Source organism: Streptomyces sp. B21-105 (assembly GCF_036898465.1).
In the GTDB taxonomy this organism is placed as follows: domain Bacteria; phylum Actinomycetota; class Actinomycetes; order Streptomycetales; family Streptomycetaceae; genus Streptomyces.
Map to the genome: position 1 here is coordinate 5,338,718 of NZ_JARUMJ010000001.1, position 20,451 is coordinate 5,359,168.

At 67.5% G+C, this 20,451-nt stretch carries 16 protein-coding genes and 3 rRNA genes; 17 read left to right on the top strand and 2 right to left on the bottom strand.

Annotated elements, in window-relative coordinates:
• Window positions 1–114 precede the first annotated feature (114 nt).
• The 5 genes from QA802_RS24095 to proC all read left to right on the top strand — a co-directional run bounded on the left by QA802_RS24095 (window position 115) and on the right by proC (window position 4,525).
• Window positions 115–711, top strand: a complete 597-nt coding sequence (locus QA802_RS24095; protein WP_443042174.1) for an EamA/RhaT family transporter — start codon at window positions 115–117, stop codon at window positions 709–711.
• Between the two features lie 81 nt (window positions 712–792).
• Window positions 793–1,569, top strand: a complete 777-nt coding sequence (locus QA802_RS24100) for a class I SAM-dependent methyltransferase (protein ID WP_334526375.1) — start codon at window positions 793–795, stop codon at window positions 1,567–1,569.
• A gap of 207 nt (window positions 1,570–1,776) precedes the next feature.
• Complete coding sequence (locus tag QA802_RS24105) at window positions 1,777–2,622, top strand: ABC transporter ATP-binding protein (RefSeq protein WP_334526377.1); 846 nt, start codon at window positions 1,777–1,779, stop codon at window positions 2,620–2,622.
• Complete coding sequence (locus QA802_RS24110) at window positions 2,619–3,452, top strand: ABC transporter permease (RefSeq protein WP_334526380.1); 834 nt, start codon at window positions 2,619–2,621, stop codon at window positions 3,450–3,452. Before QA802_RS24105 ends, QA802_RS24110 begins: the two co-directional genes overlap by 4 nt.
• A 260-nt stretch (window positions 3,453–3,712) precedes the next feature.
• A complete protein-coding gene (gene proC, locus QA802_RS24115; protein ID WP_334526382.1) occupies window positions 3,713–4,525 on the top strand; it encodes a pyrroline-5-carboxylate reductase in 813 nt (270 codons plus the stop codon).
• Between the two features lie 120 nt (window positions 4,526–4,645).
• Here proC and QA802_RS24120 read toward each other — a convergent pair whose 3' ends face one another.
• Entirely contained in the window at window positions 4,646–5,233 is a 588-nt protein-coding gene (locus QA802_RS24120; RefSeq protein WP_334526385.1) for a cysteine hydrolase family protein, read from the bottom strand.
• Window positions 5,234–5,308: 75 nt separating this feature from the next.
• Between QA802_RS24120 and QA802_RS24125 the strand changes: the two genes are divergently transcribed.
• On the top strand, window positions 5,309–6,349 hold the full coding sequence (locus QA802_RS24125; RefSeq protein ID WP_334526388.1) for a GlxA family transcriptional regulator: 1,041 nt from the start codon (window positions 5,309–5,311) through the stop codon (window positions 6,347–6,349).
• Here QA802_RS24125 and trpS read toward each other — a convergent pair.
• Window positions 6,250–7,314 (bottom strand): tryptophan--tRNA ligase, encoded by a 1,065-nt coding sequence (trpS, locus tag QA802_RS24130; protein ID WP_334526391.1) that lies wholly within the window; start codon window positions 7,312–7,314, stop codon window positions 6,250–6,252. The genes QA802_RS24125 and trpS overlap by 100 nt on opposite strands.
• Window positions 7,315–8,159: 845 nt before the next feature.
• Here trpS and QA802_RS24135 point away from each other — a divergent pair.
• From QA802_RS24135 to QA802_RS24185, 11 genes are all read left to right on the top strand, one after another.
• Window positions 8,160–9,685 (top strand): 16S ribosomal RNA (locus QA802_RS24135).
• 319 nt (window positions 9,686–10,004) lie between these two features.
• Window positions 10,005–13,127, top strand: a 23S ribosomal RNA gene (locus QA802_RS24140).
• A gap of 90 nt (window positions 13,128–13,217) precedes the next feature.
• Window positions 13,218–13,334, top strand: a 5S ribosomal RNA gene (gene rrf, locus QA802_RS24145).
• The 16S, 23S and 5S rRNA genes sit together here, the layout of an rRNA operon.
• Before the next feature lie 61 nt (window positions 13,335–13,395).
• Window positions 13,396–14,040, top strand: a complete 645-nt coding sequence (locus QA802_RS24150) for an HAD family hydrolase (protein ID WP_334526394.1) — start codon at window positions 13,396–13,398, stop codon at window positions 14,038–14,040.
• Between the two features lie 92 nt (window positions 14,041–14,132).
• Window positions 14,133–14,897, top strand: coding sequence for a VC0807 family protein (locus tag QA802_RS24155; RefSeq protein WP_443042175.1), 765 nt, complete (start codon window positions 14,133–14,135; stop codon window positions 14,895–14,897).
• A gap of 105 nt (window positions 14,898–15,002) precedes the next feature.
• Window positions 15,003–16,232 (top strand): MFS transporter, encoded by a 1,230-nt coding sequence (locus tag QA802_RS24160; RefSeq protein ID WP_334526400.1) that lies wholly within the window; start codon window positions 15,003–15,005, stop codon window positions 16,230–16,232.
• Window positions 16,183–17,355, top strand: coding sequence for an acetoin utilization protein AcuC (locus QA802_RS24165; RefSeq protein ID WP_334526403.1), 1,173 nt, complete (start codon window positions 16,183–16,185; stop codon window positions 17,353–17,355). Before QA802_RS24160 ends, QA802_RS24165 begins: the two co-directional genes overlap by 50 nt.
• A 246-nt stretch (window positions 17,356–17,601) precedes the next feature.
• Window positions 17,602–18,417 (top strand): phosphatase, encoded by an 816-nt coding sequence (locus tag QA802_RS24170; protein ID WP_319172146.1) that lies wholly within the window; start codon window positions 17,602–17,604, stop codon window positions 18,415–18,417.
• A 134-nt stretch (window positions 18,418–18,551) separates the two neighbouring features.
• Window positions 18,552–18,764, top strand: a complete 213-nt coding sequence (locus QA802_RS24175; RefSeq protein ID WP_004984898.1) for a helix-turn-helix domain-containing protein — start codon at window positions 18,552–18,554, stop codon at window positions 18,762–18,764.
• A 179-nt stretch (window positions 18,765–18,943) separates the two neighbouring features.
• Window positions 18,944–19,042 carry a 30S ribosomal protein bS22 gene (locus tag QA802_RS24180; protein WP_003948845.1) on the top strand — a complete coding sequence of 33 codons (99 nt, stop codon included), beginning with the start codon at window positions 18,944–18,946 and terminating at the stop codon, window positions 19,040–19,042.
• Between the two features lie 309 nt (window positions 19,043–19,351).
• Window positions 19,352–20,440: an NAD-dependent epimerase/dehydratase family protein gene (locus tag QA802_RS24185; RefSeq protein WP_334526408.1), complete on the top strand. Its 1,089-nt coding sequence runs from the start codon at window positions 19,352–19,354 to the stop codon at window positions 20,438–20,440.
• Window positions 20,441–20,451 lie beyond the last annotated feature (11 nt).

Below are 20,451 nucleotides of genomic sequence, written 5' to 3' on the forward strand. Positions count from 1 at the left end.
GTCCCGCCCGGCCCGGCTGGGCTCGCACCCAGCCCCGCCCTCGGCGACCCGCGGCGCCGCGGTCCGCGGCACCCACCCGGTGGGCCCGTCCGCACCCCGAGCCATAATCGTCCCGTGAGCGACGAAAACGGCACCCCGGGCACCCCGGCGGAGTCCCGGGGCGCCACCGAGGCCTCCTCGGGCGCCCCCACCGACCCGGCGGGAGACCCTGTCGGCACCGGAACCGGAATGGGCACCGGAACCGGCCCCCGCCCCGAACCCCTCCGCTTTTTCGGCACCACCTGGCTGGACCACGACACCGGCCCCCGCGGCTACGCCGTTCGCCGCGCCGCGGTCGCCCTGGGCTCACTGCTCGCCGTCGTCGTCTCGTGTCTCGTTCTGCGCTTCGCCTACCAGGGCATCGCGCTCTCCGACCTCGGCGGCTTCGTGACCGTCCTGGTCGTCGTGATGTTCGCGGTGTGCAGCTCGCTCGCCTTCCGGCACACCTGGGACGGCTTCGCCAAGCGCCCCGACCCCGACCGCCAGGCCTCCCTGCGCGGTCTGCTGGCGGTCGGCTTCGTCGGCTCGCTGCTCGCGTACTTCTTCCGCACCCTCACCGAGGCGCCCGGCGAGCGACTCCACCGCGAGGAGTACGACGCGGCCCGCCTGCGGTACGAACGCCGCACGACGCGCCGCACCGGCAACCCGTCGAAGAAGCGCCGCCGCGGCTGAGCCGCCCGAGCAAGGGCCCGGTTCACCCTCCCGAAAAGGGCCCCGTTCCCTCCCCACCCGACCCCAAGCCACCATGGCCCCATGACGGCTTCCATCCCAGCCCCCTCCCACGCGGCCCGAGCCCGCTCCTTCGACGCCGCGGCGGCCCAGTACGCGGCGAACCGTCCCTCCTACCCGAACGCCCTCTTCGACGCGATCGAGGATCTCGCCGGCCGCCCTCTCGCCGGCGCGCGAACAGTGGACGTCGGGGCCGGCACCGGCCTCTCGACCGCACGCCTGCACGCCCGCGGCGCGGACGTCCTCGCCGTCGAACCCGGGGACGGCATGGCCGCGCAGCTCCGCCTGGCCCTGCCCGACGTGCCGGTGGTCCGCGGTGACGGCAACCGCCTCCCGCTGGCCGACGCCTCCGTCGACTTCCTCACCTACGCCCAGTCCTGGCACTGGACCGACCCGGTGCGCTCGGTCCCGGAGGCGCTGAGGGTGCTGCGTCCCGGCGGCGCGCTGGCGCTGTGGTGGAACACCGAGGCCCTCGACGTGCCGTGGCTCGCCGCGGCGGCGGAACGCGTCGGACGCCACTTCGGGCAGAACACCGGCGCCGGCAACAAGAACGTGAACACCCGCGTCGTCGACCCCGAGGGCCGTCTCGGCCTCGTCCGCCGCACGGTCCGCTGGAGCCGCCGGGTCCCCGTCGACACGCACCTGGCCAACATCGGCAGCCACTCGATCTTCCTCGTGCACGACGAGGAAGCGGCCGCCGCGTTCCTCACAGAGGAACGCGACCACCTGATACGGGCCTTCCCCGACGGCATCGTCGAAGAGGTCTACGACGTGATCCTCCTGCTGGCCACCAAGACCTGACCCACCGGCCCGACGACCCCTTCCCCTTCTCCTTCCTCTCTCCCTCGCCCGACCCGTGCGCGGCGGCCCTCAACTCCAGGAACTCCAGGGCCGCCGCGCACCCATGTGCCGCCCCCCACCACCCGCGCCCCCCGCCCCCCGCCCTCACCGCCTTCCCCTGCCGCGTGCACCTTGACGGCGCCTCCCACCACGAGCAATATTCATCACATGATGAATTTCAAGCCCGGCGCCCGCCCACCCGACGACGCCGCCGCAGGGCAGACCGCGCCCGCCGCACCTGCCACGCCCACCGCCCCCGCCGTACGCGCCGAAGGCCTGACCGTGGTCCGAGGCCCGCGCACCGTCCTGCGCGCCCTCGACTTCACCGTCCCCCGCGGCCAGATCACCGGCCTGCTCGGTCCCTCCGGCTGCGGAAAGTCGACCCTCATGCGCTCGATCGTCGGCACCCAGGCCAAGGTCGCCGGGACCCTGGACGTGCTGGGCCGTCCCGCCGGCCACGCCGCCCTGCGCACCCGCATCGGATACGTCACCCAGGCCCCGTCGGTCTACGACGACCTGACGATCCGCCAGAACCTGGACTACTTCGCCGCGATCCTCGACCCGGGCCGAGCGGCAGCGGACCGCCGCCACGAGAACGTCACCCGGGCCGTCGCCGACGTCGACCTCACCACCCACGCCGACGCCCTCGCCGGCAACCTCTCCGGCGGCCAGCGCAACCGCGTCTCCCTGGCCGTCGCCCTGCTGGGCGCCCCGGAACTCCTGGTCCTCGACGAACCGACCGTCGGCCTGGACCCGGTCCTGCGCCGCGACCTGTGGAACCTCTTCCACGACATCGCGACGACCCGGGGCGCGACCCTCCTCATCTCCTCCCACGTCATGGACGAGGCCGAGCGCTGCCACCGCCTGCTCCTCATGCGTGAGGGCGAGATCCTCGCCGACGCCACCCCCGACGCCCTGCGCACCCGCACAGGAGCGGACACGGTCGAGTCGGCCTTCCTGCACCTGGTGGACGCCGCCACGGAAGCGGCCCGCACGAAGGAGACCGCCCGATGACGACCAAGACGCCCCCCGAGACCCCGGACGCCCCCACTCCTGCCGCCACCCCTGTCCGTGCCCCCGCCCCGACCGGCAGCCCGACCGGCGCCCTGAACGCCTCCCGGACCGCCGCCACCGCCGCCCGCGTCCTGCGCCAACTGCGCCACGACCCCCGCACCATCGCGCTGCTGATCCTCATCCCCTGCGTGATGCTGCTTCTGCTCCGGTACGTCTTCGACGGCAGCCCCCGCACCTTCGACAACATCGGTGCGTCCCTGCTGGGCATCTTCCCGCTGATCACGATGTTCCTGGTCACGTCCATCGCCACCCTGCGCGAACGCACCTCGGGCACCCTCGAACGCCTCCTCGCGATGCCCCTCGGCAAGGGCGACCTGATCGCCGGCTACGCCCTGGCCTTCGGAGCCCTCGCGATCGTCCAGTCGGCCCTCGCCACCGGCCTGGCCGTCTGGTTCCTCGACCTGGACGTCACCGGCAGCCCCTGGCTGCTCCTTCTGGTCGCGCTCCTCGACGCGCTTCTCGGCACCGCCCTCGGCCTCTTCGTCTCGGCGTTCGCGGCCTCCGAGTTCCAGGCCGTCCAGTTCATGCCGGCGGTGATCTTCCCCCAGCTCCTCCTCTGCGGCCTCTTCGCCCCCCGCGACACCATGCACCCCGCCCTGGAGACGCTCTCCGACGTCCTTCCCATGTCGTACGCCGTCGACGGCATGAACGAGGTCCTCACCCACACCGACATGACGGCCACCTTCGTACGGGACGTCCTCATCGTCGGCGGCTGCGCCCTCCTCGTCCTCTGCCTGGGCGCCGCAACCCTCCGCCGCCGCACACAGTGAGCCCCCACCCCGTCCAGTTCCCAGCCCGTCCGGCGCTTGAGGACGAGGCCCGTCCAGGGCCGAAACGGGGGCCTCGGGGCAGCGCCCCCAGGGACGGGACGGGAAGGGGCGGCGGGGGCGAAAAACCCACGTCCGCCCACCGGACGCGCCAGCCGGACAAGCACCCCCGATGCGAGGATGACCCCGGACGACGACGGCACCACCGCGGCGCGCGCGCCCACCACGCGCCCACACGCACCCCTCCGGAGGACCCCCCAGCCATGACCCAGAAAGTCGCAGTCCTCGGCGCCGGCAAGATCGGCGAAGCCCTCATCAGCGGCATGATCCGCGGCGGCTGGCCCCCCGCCGACCTCCTCGTCACCGCCCGCCGCCCCGAGCGCGCCGAAGAACTCCGCACCCGCTACGGAGTCGCCCCGGTCGCCAACGCCGAAGCCGCGAAGACCGCCGACACCCTCATCCTCACGGTCAAGCCGCAGGACATGGGCACGCTCCTCGCCGAACTCGCCGACCACGTCCCGGCCGACCGCCTGGTCATCAGCGGAGCGGCCGGCATCCCCACCTCGTTCTTCGAGGAGCGCCTCGCCCCCGGAACCCCCGTCGTCCGCGTCATGACGAACACCCCCGCCCTCGTCGACGAGGCCATGTCCGTCATCTCCGCCGGCACGCACGCCACCGCCGACCACCTCGCGCACACCGAGGAGATCTTCGGCGCCGTCGGCAAGACGCTCCGCGTCCCCGAGTCCCAGCAGGACGCCTGCACCGCGCTCTCCGGCTCCGGCCCGGCCTACTTCTTCTACCTGGTCGAAGCCATGACGGACGCCGGCATTCTGCTCGGCCTGCCCCGCGACAAGGCCCACGACCTCATCGTCCAGTCCGCGATCGGGGCCGCCACGATGCTCCGCGACAGCGGAGAACACCCGGTCAAGCTCCGCGAGAACGTCACGTCCCCCGCCGGCACCACCATCAACGCGATCCGCGAACTCGAGAACCACGGCGTACGGGCCGCGCTCATCGCCGCCCTGGAGGCCGCCCGCGACCGCAGCCGCGCACTGGCCTCCGGCAAGAAGGACTGACGCGCCAGAAGAACCGGCCCGCAAGAAGAACCTGCCCGCAAGAAGAACCGGCCCGCCGTTCGCCGGGCCCGCTTCTTCCTGGCGGCCCGCCTCTTCCCGGAGCGGCGGCCCGGTCGTCGTTCACCCGCCGACCGCGCCCACGATCTCCTTCGTGGTGACCACGCGCGCGAACCGCCCCCCGTGCAGCGACACCGCCGAGGCCTGCGCCAGTTCCTCGGCGCTCCGCCGCCAGCCGAACGGCCCCTCCAGACCGAACGTGTACGTCGCGTCGTACGCGAACAGCACGTCATACCCGAGGTTCCCGCCCATCCGCGCCGTCGTCTCCGCGCACATGTTGGTCTGGATCCCGGCCACCACGATCTGCGCGATCCCCTGAGCCGTCAGCCAGGCCCCCAGATCCGGCGTTCCGAGGAATGCCGAGTTCACGGTCTTCGTCACCAGCAGCTCCGCCCCCGCGCCCCGCCCCCTTCTCTCCTCCACGTACGCCTTGAAGTCGTTCCCCTGATACCCCGCCCGCAACGGCGACCGCGGCCCCGACGAGTCGTGCCGCACGAACACGACCGGCCGCCCCGAGGCCTGCCAGACATCGATGAGAGCGGCGATGTTGTCGTCCGCCTCCGGATTGTTCCGCTCACCCCAGAACTCGAGCTCCTCGAAGCCCTTCTGCACGTCCACGACCACCAGCGCTGCGTTCTCTGCGATGTCCATGCCCACGATCCTGCCGCCATCCGGGAACCCGCCCCAGAGGTACGAAAGCCATCGATCGATGGTTTACTGCCAGCCATGAAGAAGCCCGCGCACCGGGTCGCCCTCGTCGCCTTCCCCGGCATCCGCGCCTTCGACGTCTCCGTCATCACCGAGGTCTGGGGCGACGACCGCACCGACCGCGGCGCCCCCGCCTTCGACCTGCGCCGAGTCGCCGCCGACCCCGCCGCGCCCGTCCCGATGCGCGGCGGCATGGCCCTCCTCCCGGACCGCACCCTCGCCTGGCTCTCCCGCGCCGACCTGATCATCGTCCCCGGCCTGGACGACCACCTCACCCCAGCCCCCGCCCCCGTCCTCGACGCCCTCCGCCGCGCCCACGCCCGCGGCACCACCCTCGCCGCCCTCTGCGGCGGCGCGTTCACCCTCGCCCAGGCCGGCCTCCTGGACGGCCGCCGAGCGATCACCCACTGGAACCTCGTCGACCTCCTGCGCACCCACCACCCCCGGGTCACCGTCGTCCCCGACGCCCTCTTCATCGAGGACGACAACATCTGGACCGCCGCCGGCACGGCAGCCGGCATCGACCTCTGCCTCCACCTGGTCCGCCGCTCCCACGGCGCCGAAGCGGCCGCCACCATCGCCCGCTCGATGGTCACCGCCCCGTTCCGCACCGGCACCCAGGCCCAGTTCATCGAGCACCCCACGCCCCGCTCGGACCGGGACGCCGACACCCTCGCCGCCGTGCGCGAACACGCCCTGCGTCACCTGCACGAGCCACTCACCGTCGCCGACCTGGCAGCGCGGGCCGGCATGTCCGCCCGCAGCTTCGCCCGCCACTTCACGGCCGAGACCGGGTCCACCCCCCTGCGCTGGCTCCTCGACCAGCGCATCGCCGCCGCCCAGAAACTCCTCGAACGCACCGACCTCCCCATGCCGGAGGTGGCCCGGCGCGCGGGCTTCGGCAGCGAGGTCACGATGCGCCAGCACTTCGCATCACGCCTAGCCACCAGCCCCCGCGCCTACCGAGCCGCCTTCAACGCCCCCTCCGACGCGCACGTCTCGGCCACAGCCTCCACCACCGACTCCGTCAGCGGGGGAAGCAGCCCGATCGCGCGATAGGCGCGGTCCACGACCGGCCGGGCCATCCCCCGGGCCTTCTCGGCACCGTCGCGCAGCACCCGCTCCACGTACACCGGGTCGGCGCACAGTTCCCGATGCCTGGCCTGCAGGGGTTCCAGGACCGCCACCACCGCGTCGGCGGCGTCCTTCTTCAGAGCGCCGTACGACGCGTACCCCGCGCTGAGCGCCGCCGGATCCCCGCCCGTACAGGCGGCGACGATCTCCAGCAGATTCGCGACCCCGGGCCGCCCCGCCCGGTCGTACACGACCTCCCGCCCGCTGTCGGTGACGGCCCGCATCACCTTCTTGCGCACCACGTCCGGCTCGTCCAGCAGATAAACGATGCCGGGCCCGAAGTCGTCGCTCTTGCCCATCTTGGACGCCGGCTCCTGAAGGTTCATCACCCGCGCAGCCACCGCCGGCAGCGTCGCCTTGGGCACCACGAAGGTGTGCCCGTACCGCTGGTTGAACCGCACCGCCAGATCCCGTGCCAGCTCCACGTGCTGCGCCTGGTCGTCCCCGACCGGCACCTCATGGGTTCCGTAGGCCAGGATGTCCGCCGCCATCAGCACGGGATACGTCAGCAGGGACAGCCGCACACTGCCGCCGCGCCCCCGCTCCCGCGCGGCCTTCTCCCTGTACTGGATCATCCGCCGCATCTCGCCGTCGGTGGCCACGCACTCCAGCAGATACGACAGCCGCGCGTGCTCGTCCACATGGCTCTGGACGAAGACGGTGCACAGCTTCGGATCCAGTCCCGAGGCCAGCAACAGCGTCGCCGCCTGCCGGCTCAGCCGTCGTACCCGCGCCGGATCGTGGTCGACGGTCAGCGCGTGCAGGTCGACGACACAGAACAGGGAGTCGGCCCGGTGCTGGTCGACGTCGGCCCACTGCCGCAGCGCGCCGAGGTAGTTCCCCAGCGTCAGGTGCCCGGTCGGCTTGACTCCGCTGAAGACCCGCTTCATCTTTCCACCTCCTGGTCGAGACCGCCGTTCCGGTCGGCCGGCCCCCGGGTGCTGGTGGGAGAAACGAGAACGGCCGCCGAAGCGGCGGCCGTTGAGTGCATACGTGAACACGGCCGCCGGTCAGGCGGCCCACCACAGCTGGGTGCACGTACGCGTAGTCATGCGGGTCAGACTACGCCTCCGGGGTGCTGCCGGGACATGAGTTGACACACCCTGGCGTGAAACGTAGTGTTCTCCGAGTTGTCCGACGTGAGCGCCGACCCCGGTCGGTCCCCGGACAGCCATTCCGCAGGTACCAACCAACTCTCGACAACAGTCGATTCGTCTGCTGTCGCGTTCATTGGCATGCGTATTCGCGAAATGAGGAATCCGCGTTCGAAAGGACGCAGGCCCCGATTGGCTTCGGAGGCCGGGAATCCGCTAAAGTCTCACTCGTCGGAACGACCCAACAGTCGCGAAGACGACTCCCGCTGACCGGGAATCAGGGCCGAAAGGGTCTGGTAGAGTCGGAACCGCCGGAAAGGGAAACCGCGAGATAAGCGGGGAACCTGGAAAGCACCGAGGAAATCGGATCGGGAAACGGTCTGATAGAGTCGGAAACGCAAGACCGAAGGGAAACTGCCCGGAGGAAAGCCCGAGAGGGTGAGTACGAAGGAAGCGTCCGTTCCTTGAGAACTCAACAGCGTGCCAAAAATCAACGCCAGATATGTTGATACCCCGTCCCCGGCAGTGATAGCCGAGGATGAGGTTCCTTTGAAACAAACACAGCGAGGACGTTGTGAACGCCGGGCTTATTCCGCTCGACGTTCCGCTCTCGTGTGTGCGATCCCGATCACGGGAAAACATTCACGGAGAGTTTGATCCTGGCTCAGGACGAACGCTGGCGGCGTGCTTAACACATGCAAGTCGAACGATGAACCACTTCGGTGGGGATTAGTGGCGAACGGGTGAGTAACACGTGGGCAATCTGCCCTTCACTCTGGGACAAGCCCTGGAAACGGGGTCTAATACCGGATACCACTTCCACTCGCATGGGTGGGGGTTGAAAGCTCCGGCGGTGAAGGATGAGCCCGCGGCCTATCAGCTTGTTGGTGAGGTAACGGCTCACCAAGGCGACGACGGGTAGCCGGCCTGAGAGGGCGACCGGCCACACTGGGACTGAGACACGGCCCAGACTCCTACGGGAGGCAGCAGTGGGGAATATTGCACAATGGGCGAAAGCCTGATGCAGCGACGCCGCGTGAGGGATGACGGCCTTCGGGTTGTAAACCTCTTTCAGCAGGGAAGAAGCGAAAGTGACGGTACCTGCAGAAGAAGCGCCGGCTAACTACGTGCCAGCAGCCGCGGTAATACGTAGGGCGCAAGCGTTGTCCGGAATTATTGGGCGTAAAGAGCTCGTAGGCGGTCTGTCGCGTCGGATGTGAAAGCCCGGGGCTTAACCCCGGGTCTGCATTCGATACGGGCAGACTAGAGTGTGGTAGGGGAGATCGGAATTCCTGGTGTAGCGGTGAAATGCGCAGATATCAGGAGGAACACCGGTGGCGAAGGCGGATCTCTGGGCCATTACTGACGCTGAGGAGCGAAAGCGTGGGGAGCGAACAGGATTAGATACCCTGGTAGTCCACGCCGTAAACGGTGGGAACTAGGTGTTGGCGACATTCCACGTCGTCGGTGCCGCAGCTAACGCATTAAGTTCCCCGCCTGGGGAGTACGGCCGCAAGGCTAAAACTCAAAGGAATTGACGGGGGCCCGCACAAGCAGCGGAGCATGTGGCTTAATTCGACGCAACGCGAAGAACCTTACCAAGGCTTGACATACACCGGAAACGGCCAGAGATGGTCGCCCCCTTGTGGTCGGTGTACAGGTGGTGCATGGCTGTCGTCAGCTCGTGTCGTGAGATGTTGGGTTAAGTCCCGCAACGAGCGCAACCCTTGTTCTGTGTTGCCAGCATGCCCTTCGGGGTGATGGGGACTCACAGGAGACTGCCGGGGTCAACTCGGAGGAAGGTGGGGACGACGTCAAGTCATCATGCCCCTTATGTCTTGGGCTGCACACGTGCTACAATGGCCGGTACAAAGAGCTGCGAAGCCGTGAGGTGGAGCGAATCTCAAAAAGCCGGTCTCAGTTCGGATTGGGGTCTGCAACTCGACCCCATGAAGTCGGAGTTGCTAGTAATCGCAGATCAGCATTGCTGCGGTGAATACGTTCCCGGGCCTTGTACACACCGCCCGTCACGTCACGAAAGTCGGTAACACCCGAAGCCGGTGGCCCAACCCCTTGTGGGAGGGAGCTGTCGAAGGTGGGACTGGCGATTGGGACGAAGTCGTAACAAGGTAGCCGTACCGGAAGGTGCGGCTGGATCACCTCCTTTCTAAGGAGCACTTCTCACCGATCCCTTAGGGGTGAGGTCAGAGGCCAGTTCATCGGCGAACGTCCGATGCTGGTTGCTCATGGGTGGAACGTTGATTATTCGGTCCGGTTTCCGGGTCGGAGGCTTGCGAGTACTGCTCTTCGGAGCGTGGAAAGCATGATCTCCGGGCGGGATCGGGTCGGGCACGCTGTTGGGTGTCTGAGGGTATGGCCGTCAAGGTCGTCCTTCTGATGCCGGCCCCAGTGAACTCCAGCTCAGGTTGGGGGTGATGGGTGGCTGGTCGTTGTTTGAGAACTGCACAGTGGACGCGAGCATCTGTGGCCAAGTTTTTAAGGGCGCACGGTGGATGCCTTGGCACCAGGAACCGATGAAGGACGTGGGAGGCCACGATAGTCCCCGGGGAGCCGTCAACCAGGCTTTGATCCGGGGGTTTCCGAATGGGGAAACCCGGCAGTCGTCATGGGCTGTCACCCATACCTGAACACATAGGGTATGTGGAGGGAACGCGGGGAAGTGAAACATCTCAGTACCCGCAGGAAGAGAAAACAACCGTGATTCCGGGAGTAGTGGCGAGCGAAACCGGATGAGGCCAAACCGTATGCGTGTGAGACCCGGCAGGGGTTGCGCATACGGGGTTGTGGGATCTCTCTTTCACAGTCTGCCGGCTGTGAGGCGAGTCAGAAACCGTTGATGTAGGCGAAGGACATGCGAAAGGTCCGGCGTAGAGGGTAAGACCCCCGTAGTCGAAACATCAACGGCTCGTTTGAGAGACACCCAAGTAGCACGGGGCCCGAGAAATCCCGTGTGAATCTGGCGGGACCACCCGCTAAGCCTAAATATTCCCTGGTGACCGATAGCGGATAGTACCGTGAGGGAATGGTGAAAAGTACCGCGGGAGCGGAGTGAAATAGTACCTGAAACCGTGTGCCTACAAGCCGTGGGAGCGTCGGACGTCAAGCTTGCTTGGCGTCTCGTGACTGCGTGCCTTTTGAAGAATGAGCCTGCGAGTTTGCGGTGTGTTGCGAGGTTAACCCGAGTGGGGTAGCCGTAGCGAAAGCGAGTCCGAACAGGGCGTTTCAGTAGCACGCTCAAGACCCGAAGCGGAGTGATCTAGCCATGGGCAGGTTGAAGCGGAGGTAAGACTTCGTGGAGGACCGAACCCACCAGGGTTGAAAACCTGGGGGATGACCTGTGGTTAGGGGTGAAAGGCCAATCAAACTCCGTGATAGCTGGTTCTCCCCGAAATGCATTTAGGTGCAGCGTCGTGTGTTTCTTGCCGGAGGTAGAGCACTGGATAGGCGATGGGCCCTACCGGGTTACTGACCTTAGCCAAACTCCGAATGCCGGTAAGTGAGAGCGCGGCAGTGAGACTGTGGGGGATAAGCTCCATGGTCGAGAGGGAAACAGCCCAGAGCATCGACTAAGGCCCCTAAGCGTACGCTAAGTGGGAAAGGATGTGGAGTCGCAGAGACAACCAGGAGGTTGGCTTAGAAGCAGCCACCCTTGAAAGAGTGCGTAATAGCTCACTGGTCTAGTGATTCCGCGCCGACAATGTAGCGGGGCTCAAGCGTACCGCCGAAGTCGTGTCATTGCAGCATGAGGGCCAACGCCCGCTGTGATGGGTAGGGGAGCGTCGTGTGCCGGGTGAAGCAGCACCGGAAGGTAGTTGTGGACGGTTCACGAGTGAGAATGCAGGCATGAGTAGCGATACACACGTGAGAAACGTGTGCGCCGATTGACTAAGGGTTCCTGGGTCAAGCTGATCTGCCCAGGGTAAGTCGGGACCTAAGGCGAGGCCGACAGGCGTAGTCGATGGATAACCGGTTGATATTCCGGTACCCGCTGTGAAGCGTCAAACATCGAACCAGGCGATGCTAAGTCCGTGAAGCCGTTCCGGACCCTTCGGGGAATGGAAAGTGGTGGAGCCGACGGACCAGACTTGTAGTAGGTGAGTGATGGGGTGACGCAGGAAGGTAGTCCATCCCGGGCGGTGGTTGTCCCGGGGTAAGGGTGTAGGACGGTGTGTAGGCAAATCCGCACACCACATAGTCTGAGACCTGATGCCGAGCCGATTGTGGCGAAGTGGATGATCCTATGCTGTCGAGAAAAGCCTCTAGCGAGTTTCATGGCGGCCCGTACCCTAAACCGACTCAGGTGGTCAGGTAGAGAATACCGAGGCGTTCGGGTGAACTATGGTTAAGGAACTCGGCAAAATGCCCCCGTAACTTCGGGAGAAGGGGGGCCACGCTTGGTGAGAGGACTTGCTCCTCGAGCTGGGGGTGGCCGCAGAGACCAGCGAGAAGCGACTGTTTACTAAAAACACAGGTCCGTGCGAAGCCGTAAGGCGATGTATACGGACTGACGCCTGCCCGGTGCTGGAACGTTAAGGGGACCGGTTAGTCACTCTTCGGGGTGGCGAAGCTGAGAACTTAAGCGCCAGTAAACGGCGGTGGTAACTATAACCATCCTAAGGTAGCGAAATTCCTTGTCGGGTAAGTTCCGACCTGCACGAATGGCGTAACGACTTCTCGACTGTCTCAACCATAGGCCCGGTGAAATTGCACTACGAGTAAAGATGCTCGTTTCGCGCAGCAGGACGGAAAGACCCCGGGACCTTTACTACAGTTTGATATTGGTGTTCGGTTCGGCTTGTGTAGGATAGCTGGGAGACTGTGAAGCTCGGACGCCAGTTCGGGTGGAGTCGTCGTTGAAATACCAGTCTGGTCGTGCTGGATGTCTAACCTGGGTCCGTGATCCGGATCAGGGACAGTGTCTGATGGGTAGTTTAACTGGGGCGGTTGCCTCCTAAAGAGTAACGGAGGCGCCCAAAGGTTCCCTCAGCCTGGTTGGCAATCAGGTGTTGAGTGTAAGTGCACAAGGGAGCTTGACTGTGAGACCGACGGGTCGAGCAGGGACGAAAGTCGGGACTAGTGATCCGGCGGTGGCTTGTGGAAGCGCCGTCGCTCAACGGATAAAAGGTACCCCGGGGATAACAGGCTGATCTTCCCCAAGAGTCCATATCGACGGGATGGTTTGGCACCTCGATGTCGGCTCGTCGCATCCTGGGGCTGGAGTCGGTCCCAAGGGTTGGGCTGTTCGCCCATTAAAGCGGTACGCGAGCTGGGTTTAGAACGTCGTGAGACAGTTCGGTCCCTATCCGCTGCGCGCGCAGGAATATTGAGAAGGGCTGTCCCTAGTACGAGAGGACCGGGACGGACGAACCTCTGGTGTGCCAGTTGTTCTGCCAAGGGCATGGCTGGTTGGCTACGTTCGGGAGGGATAACCGCTGAAAGCATCTAAGCGGGAAGCCTGCTTCGAGATGAGTATTCCCACCCACTTGATGGGGTAAGGCTCCCAGTAGACGACTGGGTTGATAGGCCGGATGTGGAAGCCCAGTAATGGGTGAAGCTGACTGGTACTAATAGGCCGAGGGCTTGTCCTCAGTTGCTCGCGTCCACTGTGTTGGTTCTGAAACCACGAACAGCCCCATGCCATGGTCACGGTGTGGTGCGGCTGAACAGTTTCATAGTGTTTCGGTGGTCATAGCGTGAGGGAAACGCCCGGTTACATTCCGAACCCGGAAGCTAAGCCTTACAGCGCCGATGGTACTGCAGGGGGGACCCTGTGGGAGAGTAGGACACCGCCGAACAATCATTGCGAAAACCCCCGTGCCATTCGGCACGGGGGTTTTCTGCGTTTAGGGTCGGAATATGCGCTACGACTTGGTGGTCTTCGACAACGACGGTGTCCTCGTGGACAGTGAGCCGATCTCCAACCGCCTGCTGGCCGGCTATCTGACCGAGCTGGGGCATCCGACCAGCTACGAGGACTCCATCCGTGACTACATGGGGTCGGCGATGCACCGCATCCACGACCTGGTCCTGGAGCGGACAGGAGAGCGGCTGCCGGCCGAATTCGACGACGTCTTCCACCGGCGGGTATTCGACGCCTTCGAGCGGGAGCTGCGGCCCGTCCCGGGCGTCGTGGCCGTGTTGGAGAAGCTGGCGGCGGACGAGGTGCCGTACTGCGTGGCGTCCTCGGGGAGTCATGAGCGGATCCGGGTGGGGCATCGGACGACGGGGCTGGACCGGTGGTTCGACGAGAGCCGTGTCTTCAGTTCGCAGGACGTGGGCAAGGGGAAGCCGGCTCCGGACCTCTTCCTCTTCGCGGCCGAGCGGATGGGCGTCGCTCCGGAGCGGTGCGTGGTCGTCGAGGACAGCCCGCTGGGGGTGCAGGCCGCCCGGGCGGCCGGGATGGACGTGTACGGGTTCACCGCGATGACGCCGGCCGCCAAGCTCGCCGGGGCGACACAACTCTTCGCGAACATACAGCAGTTGGCTGACCTGCTCGTTTGACGCCGGTCCGGCGGACGGGCTGACATTTGTCATGCCGAGCTCCGGACGATCGTTTCTACTGGAGGACCCCTCCCGGCGGCGAAGCTATGTGCATGACGACGAACCAGCACAAGAAGCAGAACGCCTTCGCCCCGCTCATCGTGGACGTGGCGGTGCCGCTCGGGTCGTACTACCTCTTCAAGGGCGCGTTCGGGATGAGCACCTTCGCCGCACTCGCCTGGAGCAGCGTGGTGCCGGCCGCGCGGACGCTGTGGAGCGTGGCCATGCAGCGGACGGTCAACGGGCTTGCCGGGCTGATCCTCGTCGTCAACATCGTCGGACTGGTGCTCAGCTTCGTCTCCGGTGACCCGCGGCTGATGCTGGCCAAGGACAGCGGGGTCAGCAGCACGGTCGGGCTCGGGATCCTGGTCTCCGTGATGCTGGGGAAGCCGATGATGACCGCGGCACTCAAGCCGTTCCTGGTGAAGGGGAAGGCGGTCCGGGAGGCTGCATGGGAGCGGCTGACGAGCGGGCAGTCGGTGGCGTCAGCGGACTTCCGCAAGCGGGAGCGGGCCTTCTCGGTCGTGTGGGGCACGGTGCTGCTCGTCGAATGCGTCGTGCGGGTCGTCGGGGCCTACACGGTGCCGGTGGACACGATGGTGTGGCTCGGCTCGGTGATCGCGATCGTGGGGATGGCGCTGGGGTTCGTGCTCGGCGGGGCGCTGGGCGCGGGGCCGATGGAGGCGATGGTGTCCTTCGAGGCGAAGGCCGCGGACGCCGGCGTGGCGGACGCCGAGACGGGGAACGGCGAAGCGGGGGACGGCGTGGAGGGCGGGGAGGTTCGGGGCGTGCGGCCCGAGGTGGCGCTCGCCCGGTAGGACGGGTCGGATTGCCCGGCCGGACCGGCAGTCCGGTAAAGCTGAAGGGAATTCATCTTTGGCTGGATCTACCCACGAGTACGCAGGGGCCCTACGCTCGCCGCCATGACGGATGTACTGCGGCGCGGTAGGGCCTCTCTGGCGTTCAGCTTCTTTGCGCAGGGAGTCGCCTTCGCTCTGCTCGTGACCAGGATTCCGGCCATCCAGGACAGGTACGGGGTTTCTGACGCGTTGTTGCCCGCCTTCCTGGCCGCCGTCCCGGTGCTCGCGGGTGTCGGCAGCGTGACGACGGAGCGGCTGGTGAAGCGGATGCCGCCCAGTCGGCTGCTGCGCTGGTCCCAGCCGGTGGTGCTGCTGGCGCTGCTCGGGGTCGGGGCGGGGCGGGGGATGGCCGAGCTGGGGGTCGCCCTGGCCGTGTTCGGGTTGGCCGTCGGTGCGCTGGACGCCTCGATGAACATGCTCGGGGTGAGCCTGCAGCGGACGTACGGGCGAAGCATCATGCTCAGCTTCCATGCCGTGTACAGCCTGGGCGGGATCCTGGGGGCCTCGCTGGCCTGGGCCGGGGCGCACTGGCACCTCGCGCTGTGGGTGTCGTATCTGCCGGTGGTGGCGGTGCTGCTGCCGTTGGCGCTGGTGGGCAGCCGGTGGTACGTGGACGGGGGCGTGGAGGCCGCCGGAGCCGTGGCGGAGGACGGGAAGGGGAGCGGCGGCGACGCGGGCCTCGTCTTCAAGGTGCTGCTGCCGCTGTGTCTGGTGATGAGCTTCGCCTACATCGGGGATTCGACGGTCTCCAACTGGAGCGCGAAGTACTTGCAGGACGTGCTGGGGAGTTCGGAGCAGCTGGCGACGGTCCCCTACAACGTCTACATGGTGACCACGCTGCTCGGGCGGGCCATCGGGGACTTCGGGGTGCGGCGGTTCGGGGCCGCGGCGGTGGTGCGGCTGGGGGCCCTGGTGGCGGCGGCGGGGTTCGCGGTGGTGGCCGTCGCGCCCGGGGCGTGGGTCGGGATGCTGGGGTTCACGCTCGTGGGGCTGGGCCTGTGCGTGCTGGTGCCGCAGACGTTCGCGGCGGCGGGGCGGCTGTTCCCGGGGGCCTCGGATGCGGCGATCGCCCGTCTCAACATCTTCAACTACGTCGGGTTCCTGGTCGGGTCGCCGTTGGTGGGGGCGCTGGGGGACGCGTGGAGCTATCGGGGGGCGATGGCCGTGCCGATGGTGTTGGTGCTGGTGACGTTGGCGTACGCCCGTTCGTTCGCTGCTCAACCGGACCGATACGGTGGCGGGCATGAGCGGCCGCGCACAGCTGATGTGGGACGAGGCAGTAACGGGCTATGACTTCGGGCCCGGGCATCCGATGGATCCGGTCCGGCTGGATCTGACGTGGAGACTCGTCGGGGCCCTGGGGCTGGACCGGGAGGTGGACGTCGTCTCGGCGAAGCCCGCCGGGGAGTCGACGCTGCGGCTCGTGCACCGGGAGGACTACGTCGAGGCCGTGAAGGCGGCGTCGGCCGAGCCGGGGGCGGCGGACCAGTCGTACGGACTGGGGACGATGGACGACCCGGCGTTCGCGGGGATGCACGAGGTGTCCGCGCTGATCGCCGGCCTGTCCGTGGGGGCGGCGGAGGCCGTGTGGCGGGGCGAGGCGCTGCACGCGGTGAACTTCGCGGGCGGGCTGCACCATGCGATGCCCGGGGGCGCGTCCGGGTTCTGCATCTACAACGACGCCTCGCTGGCGATCGCCCGGCTGCTGGAACTCGGGGCGCAGCGGGTCGCGTACGTGGACGTGGACGTGCATCACGGGGACGGGGTCCAGGCGGCGTTCTGGGAGGATCCGCGGGTGCTGACGGTCTCCTTGCACGAGCATCCGCGGACGTTGTTCCCGCAGACGGGCTGGCCGGAGGAGACCGGTGGGGAGGCGGCACCGGGGTCGGCGGTGAATGTCGCGCTGCCGGCCGGGACCGGGGACGCCGGGTGGCTGCGGGCGTTCCACGCGGTGGTGCCGGAGCTGATCGCCGACTTCCGGCCGGATGTGCTGGTGACCCAGCACGGGGCCGACACGCACTTCGAGGATCCGCTGGCCCATCTCGCGGTGTCGCTCGACGCGCAGCGGGCCGTGCAGGTGGCCTGCCACGACCTGGCGCACGAGTACGCCGGGGGGAGGTGGGTGGCGCTCGGCGGTGGCGGTTACGCGGTGGTGGACGTGGTGCCGCGGTCGTGGGCGCATCTGGTGGGGGTGGCGGGTGGGGTGCCGGTGCCGCCGGAGACGGTGATTCCCAAGGGGTGGCGGCAGGACGTCTTCGCTCGTACGCGGCAGTTGGGGCCGATGCGGATGACCGACGGGCGGTGGCCTGTGGGGTGGGCCGGGTGGGAGTCGGGGTACGACCCCGCCGATCGGTTGGATCAGGCGGTGCTGGCTGCTCGGCGGGCGGTGTTTCCGTTGCGGGGGCTGCTGGCGTAGCCGGGTGCCCGGGGACCGGGTGGGTTGTTTCGCCCCCGCCGCCCCTTCCCGTCCCGTCGGCAGGGGCGCTGCCCCTGCCGTCCCGCCAGGGGGCTCTGCCCCCTGGACCCCCGGTCGGTCCGGACGGCCTCGTCCTCAAGCTCCCCCAGAGGGGGCGCCCTCGGACGGGCTTGTAGGTTACGCCGACTGTGCGGTGTTCCTGCGGTTCCTGCCCGTCGGGCGTTCTCGTCCGTCAGCATCGCTCGGGTGTTGAGTACCGGGGCGCTTCGGGCGCATCTGCTCGCCGCGCGGTTGGCCGGTGTGGTCGCCACCTCCCGGGAGGAGAGTCTGCGGAGCTATCGGCTCTTCGCTGCCCGGGATCCGCGCGTGCTGATCGGGCTTGATCCTGAAGGGAGTTGGGGGCAGCGGGAGCTGATCGCGTTGATGGCGGACAGGTGCGGGGTTTCGGCCGATCCGGGATGTGTGTCGGGGCATGATGTGATCGATCCCGAGCGGACGCTGACCGCTCTCGACGCGTTCGCGGAGCGGCTCGCCTCGGTCGCCCAGCGTGGTGCGGCCGTGCTGATCGGCACCGGGCATCCGCATCGGCTGCTGGGTTTCTACGCCGGTCTTGCGGACGCTTTGCAGACGGCGGGATGTGTTGTTCTCAGCCCGGCATGGGGTCGCTGTATCGACATAACGACCCGGTTCGGTCTACGCCGCCACACCCTGGACTACGTACGAGGGGTGGGGGTCGTCCGGGAGGCGGAGGGTGAACGCGCCGGTTGTGCGACCGGTGCGCACAGTCATTCTCCGCTGCCGGTTCGGGTCGCGCTCGCCGCGGCGGCCGAGGCCGGCGGGCCGTTGCCCGAGCTGGTGATCGGGGACCACGGATGGGTCTGCGGGGCTGGTCAGCTGGGGTTCGAGGCGGTCGGGCTGGCCGACACCGACGACCCGGCGCTGTTCGTGGGGGAGGCCGAGGGGGTCGTATCGGTGGCCGTTCCGCTTGATGACGCCGTGCGGTCCGCTTACTACAGGCCGCTGACCCGCTACGTACTCAATCGAGCGTGTCTGTCACAGTAGGCCGCTGATGGGTGCACCTCTTCCCCACTCGCATCACCCGCCCCTACATTGGGGAGTGAGCACGCAGCGACGAAGAGTCACCGGAAGGGGAAGCCGGTGGCCGTCGAGTCGAGTGCGGAAGGTTCAGGTGTGTCATGGCTGCAGCTGGCGAGAGGCCTCTGAACGAGGTTCAGTTCCTGACCGTGGCGGAAGTCGCCTCGGTGATGCGAGTGTCGAAGATGACCGTGTACCGGCTGGTGCACAGTGGTCATCTGCCCGCGATCCGGGTGGGGCGGTCCTTCCGCGTCCCCGAGCAAGCGGTTCACGAGTACCTCCGCGAGAGCTACGTGGGGGTGGAAACCGCCTGACGGCCGGGGGCCTGCCTGCCGGGCAGGCCCGTGGGTGAGGGGCCCGGCCGTCAGTGCCGTCCCGGGTCCTTCCGCCCTCGATTACGACCTCAGCGCTCAGGCGGGTAGGCTAGCCCCTCGTAGGTCGTATGGGCCCATGGCGCCCAGCACCGAGTGATGAGAAGTGAGCGAGGGTAGTCGTGGGCTCTGTTATCAAGAAGCGGCGCAAGCGGATGGCCAAGAAGAAGCACCGCAAGCTGCTCAAGCGCACGCGCGTTCAGCGTCGCAACAAGAAGTAGGCGCGAGAAGCAGGCACGTTCTGCTTCTTCCGTGTGCTTCGCGCGACGCGAGCCGCGTAGGCGTGGTGTGGCCCCCCATCGATCCGTCGGTGGGGGGCCACACGTGTATCCGGCCGCCGTGCGGTCCGTTGAACGCCGTGCGGATGCCTGGACCGGCATGATTGCCGACGTGGTGGTACGACCGCCCGGTTCTCGTCATTTCGCGCATCGGGCGGTCGTCACAGGTCGACACCGACCCGCTAAGTTGGCCCGCAGACGGGAACCCGGTGCGGCAGCCGGCGGTTCCAGGACGGAAGGAAGGCGCGGATCTTGGGAAAGGTCGTGCTCGTTACCGGCGTGGCCCGTCAGCTGGGGGGCCGCTTCGTGCGGCGGATCCAGCGTGATCCACAGGTCGACCGGGTGGTCGCCGTGGACGTCGTGCGGCCCGAGCATCATCTCGGGGGCGCCGAGTTCATCCAGGCCGACATCCGCCAGCCCACCATCGCGCGGGTGCTGGCCGAGACCGGCGCCGACACGGTCGTCCACCTGGACGTGACGGCGACCGCGCTGGGCAGCGGCAGCCGGACCACGGTCAAGGAGACCAACGTCATCGGGACGATGCAGCTGCTCGGCGCCTGCCAGAAGTCGCCGAACGTGAAGCGGCTCGTGGTGAAGTCCAGCACCAACGTGTACGGGTCGGCGTCCCGGGACCCGGCCGTGTTCACCGAGACCACGCCCGCCAAGGCGCTGCCGAGCGGCGGTTTCGCCAAGGACACCGTCGAGGTGGAGGGGTACGTCCGCGGGTTCGCCCGGCGGCGGCCCGACGTCGCCGTGTGCGTCCTGCGGTTCGCCAACATCCTCGGGCCCACCGCCGAGACGCCGCTCGCCTCGTACTTCGCGCTTCCCGTGCTGCCCACCGTGTTCGGCTACGACCCCCGGCTGCAGTTCGCGCACGAGGACGACGTGATCCAGGTGCTGCGCATCGCCTCGCACGAGCCGGAGCGGGGCACGCTCAACAGCGGCACCTTCAATATCGCCGGGGACGGGGTGCTGCTGCTCTCGCAGTGCTCGCGGCGGCTCGGACGGCCCACGGTGCCGCTGCTGCTGCCCGCCGTCACCTGGGCGGGCTCCCTGGTGCGTACGCTGGGCATGACGGACTTCTCGCCGGAGCAGATCCGGCTGCTCACCCACGGCCGGGTCGTGTCGACGGTCCAGATGCGCGAGACGCTGGGGTTCACGCCCCGGTACTCGACGGCCGAGACCTTCGAGGACTTCGCGCGTGCCCACGGACCCGGGCTGCTGCCGGCGGAGGCCGTCGCCGGGGTGGTCGACCGGATCGCCGCGCTGCCGCTGCCGGGCACTCGCGCTAAGGCCCCGGACCGGTCCACGGTCACCCCCCCGACGCAGAGCGCCAACTGAGGAGCGCATCA

Coding starts and splice junctions, on each gene's coding strand:
- QA802_RS24100 (WP_334526375.1), top strand. CDS start 793: ATGACGGCTTCCATCCCAGCCCCCTCCCACGCGGCCCGAGCCCGCTCC.
- QA802_RS24105 (WP_334526377.1), top strand. CDS start 1,777: ATGATGAATTTCAAGCCCGGCGCCCGCCCACCCGACGACGCCGCCGCA.
- QA802_RS24110 (WP_334526380.1), top strand. CDS start 2,619: ATGACGACCAAGACGCCCCCCGAGACCCCGGACGCCCCCACTCCTGCC.
- proC (WP_334526382.1), top strand. CDS start 3,713: ATGACCCAGAAAGTCGCAGTCCTCGGCGCCGGCAAGATCGGCGAAGCC.
- QA802_RS24120 (WP_334526385.1), bottom strand. CDS start 5,233: ATGGACATCGCAGAGAACGCAGCGCTGGTGGTCGTGGACGTGCAGAAG.
- QA802_RS24125 (WP_334526388.1), top strand. CDS start 5,309: ATGAAGAAGCCCGCGCACCGGGTCGCCCTCGTCGCCTTCCCCGGCATC.
- trpS (WP_334526391.1), bottom strand. CDS start 7,314: ATGAAGCGGGTCTTCAGCGGAGTCAAGCCGACCGGGCACCTGACGCTG.
- QA802_RS24150 (WP_334526394.1), top strand. CDS start 13,396: ATGCGCTACGACTTGGTGGTCTTCGACAACGACGGTGTCCTCGTGGAC.
- QA802_RS24155 (WP_443042175.1), top strand. CDS start 14,133: ATGACGACGAACCAGCACAAGAAGCAGAACGCCTTCGCCCCGCTCATC.
- QA802_RS24160 (WP_334526400.1), top strand. CDS start 15,003: ATGACGGATGTACTGCGGCGCGGTAGGGCCTCTCTGGCGTTCAGCTTC.
- QA802_RS24165 (WP_334526403.1), top strand. CDS start 16,183: ATGAGCGGCCGCGCACAGCTGATGTGGGACGAGGCAGTAACGGGCTAT.
- QA802_RS24175 (WP_004984898.1), top strand. CDS start 18,552: ATGGCTGCAGCTGGCGAGAGGCCTCTGAACGAGGTTCAGTTCCTGACC.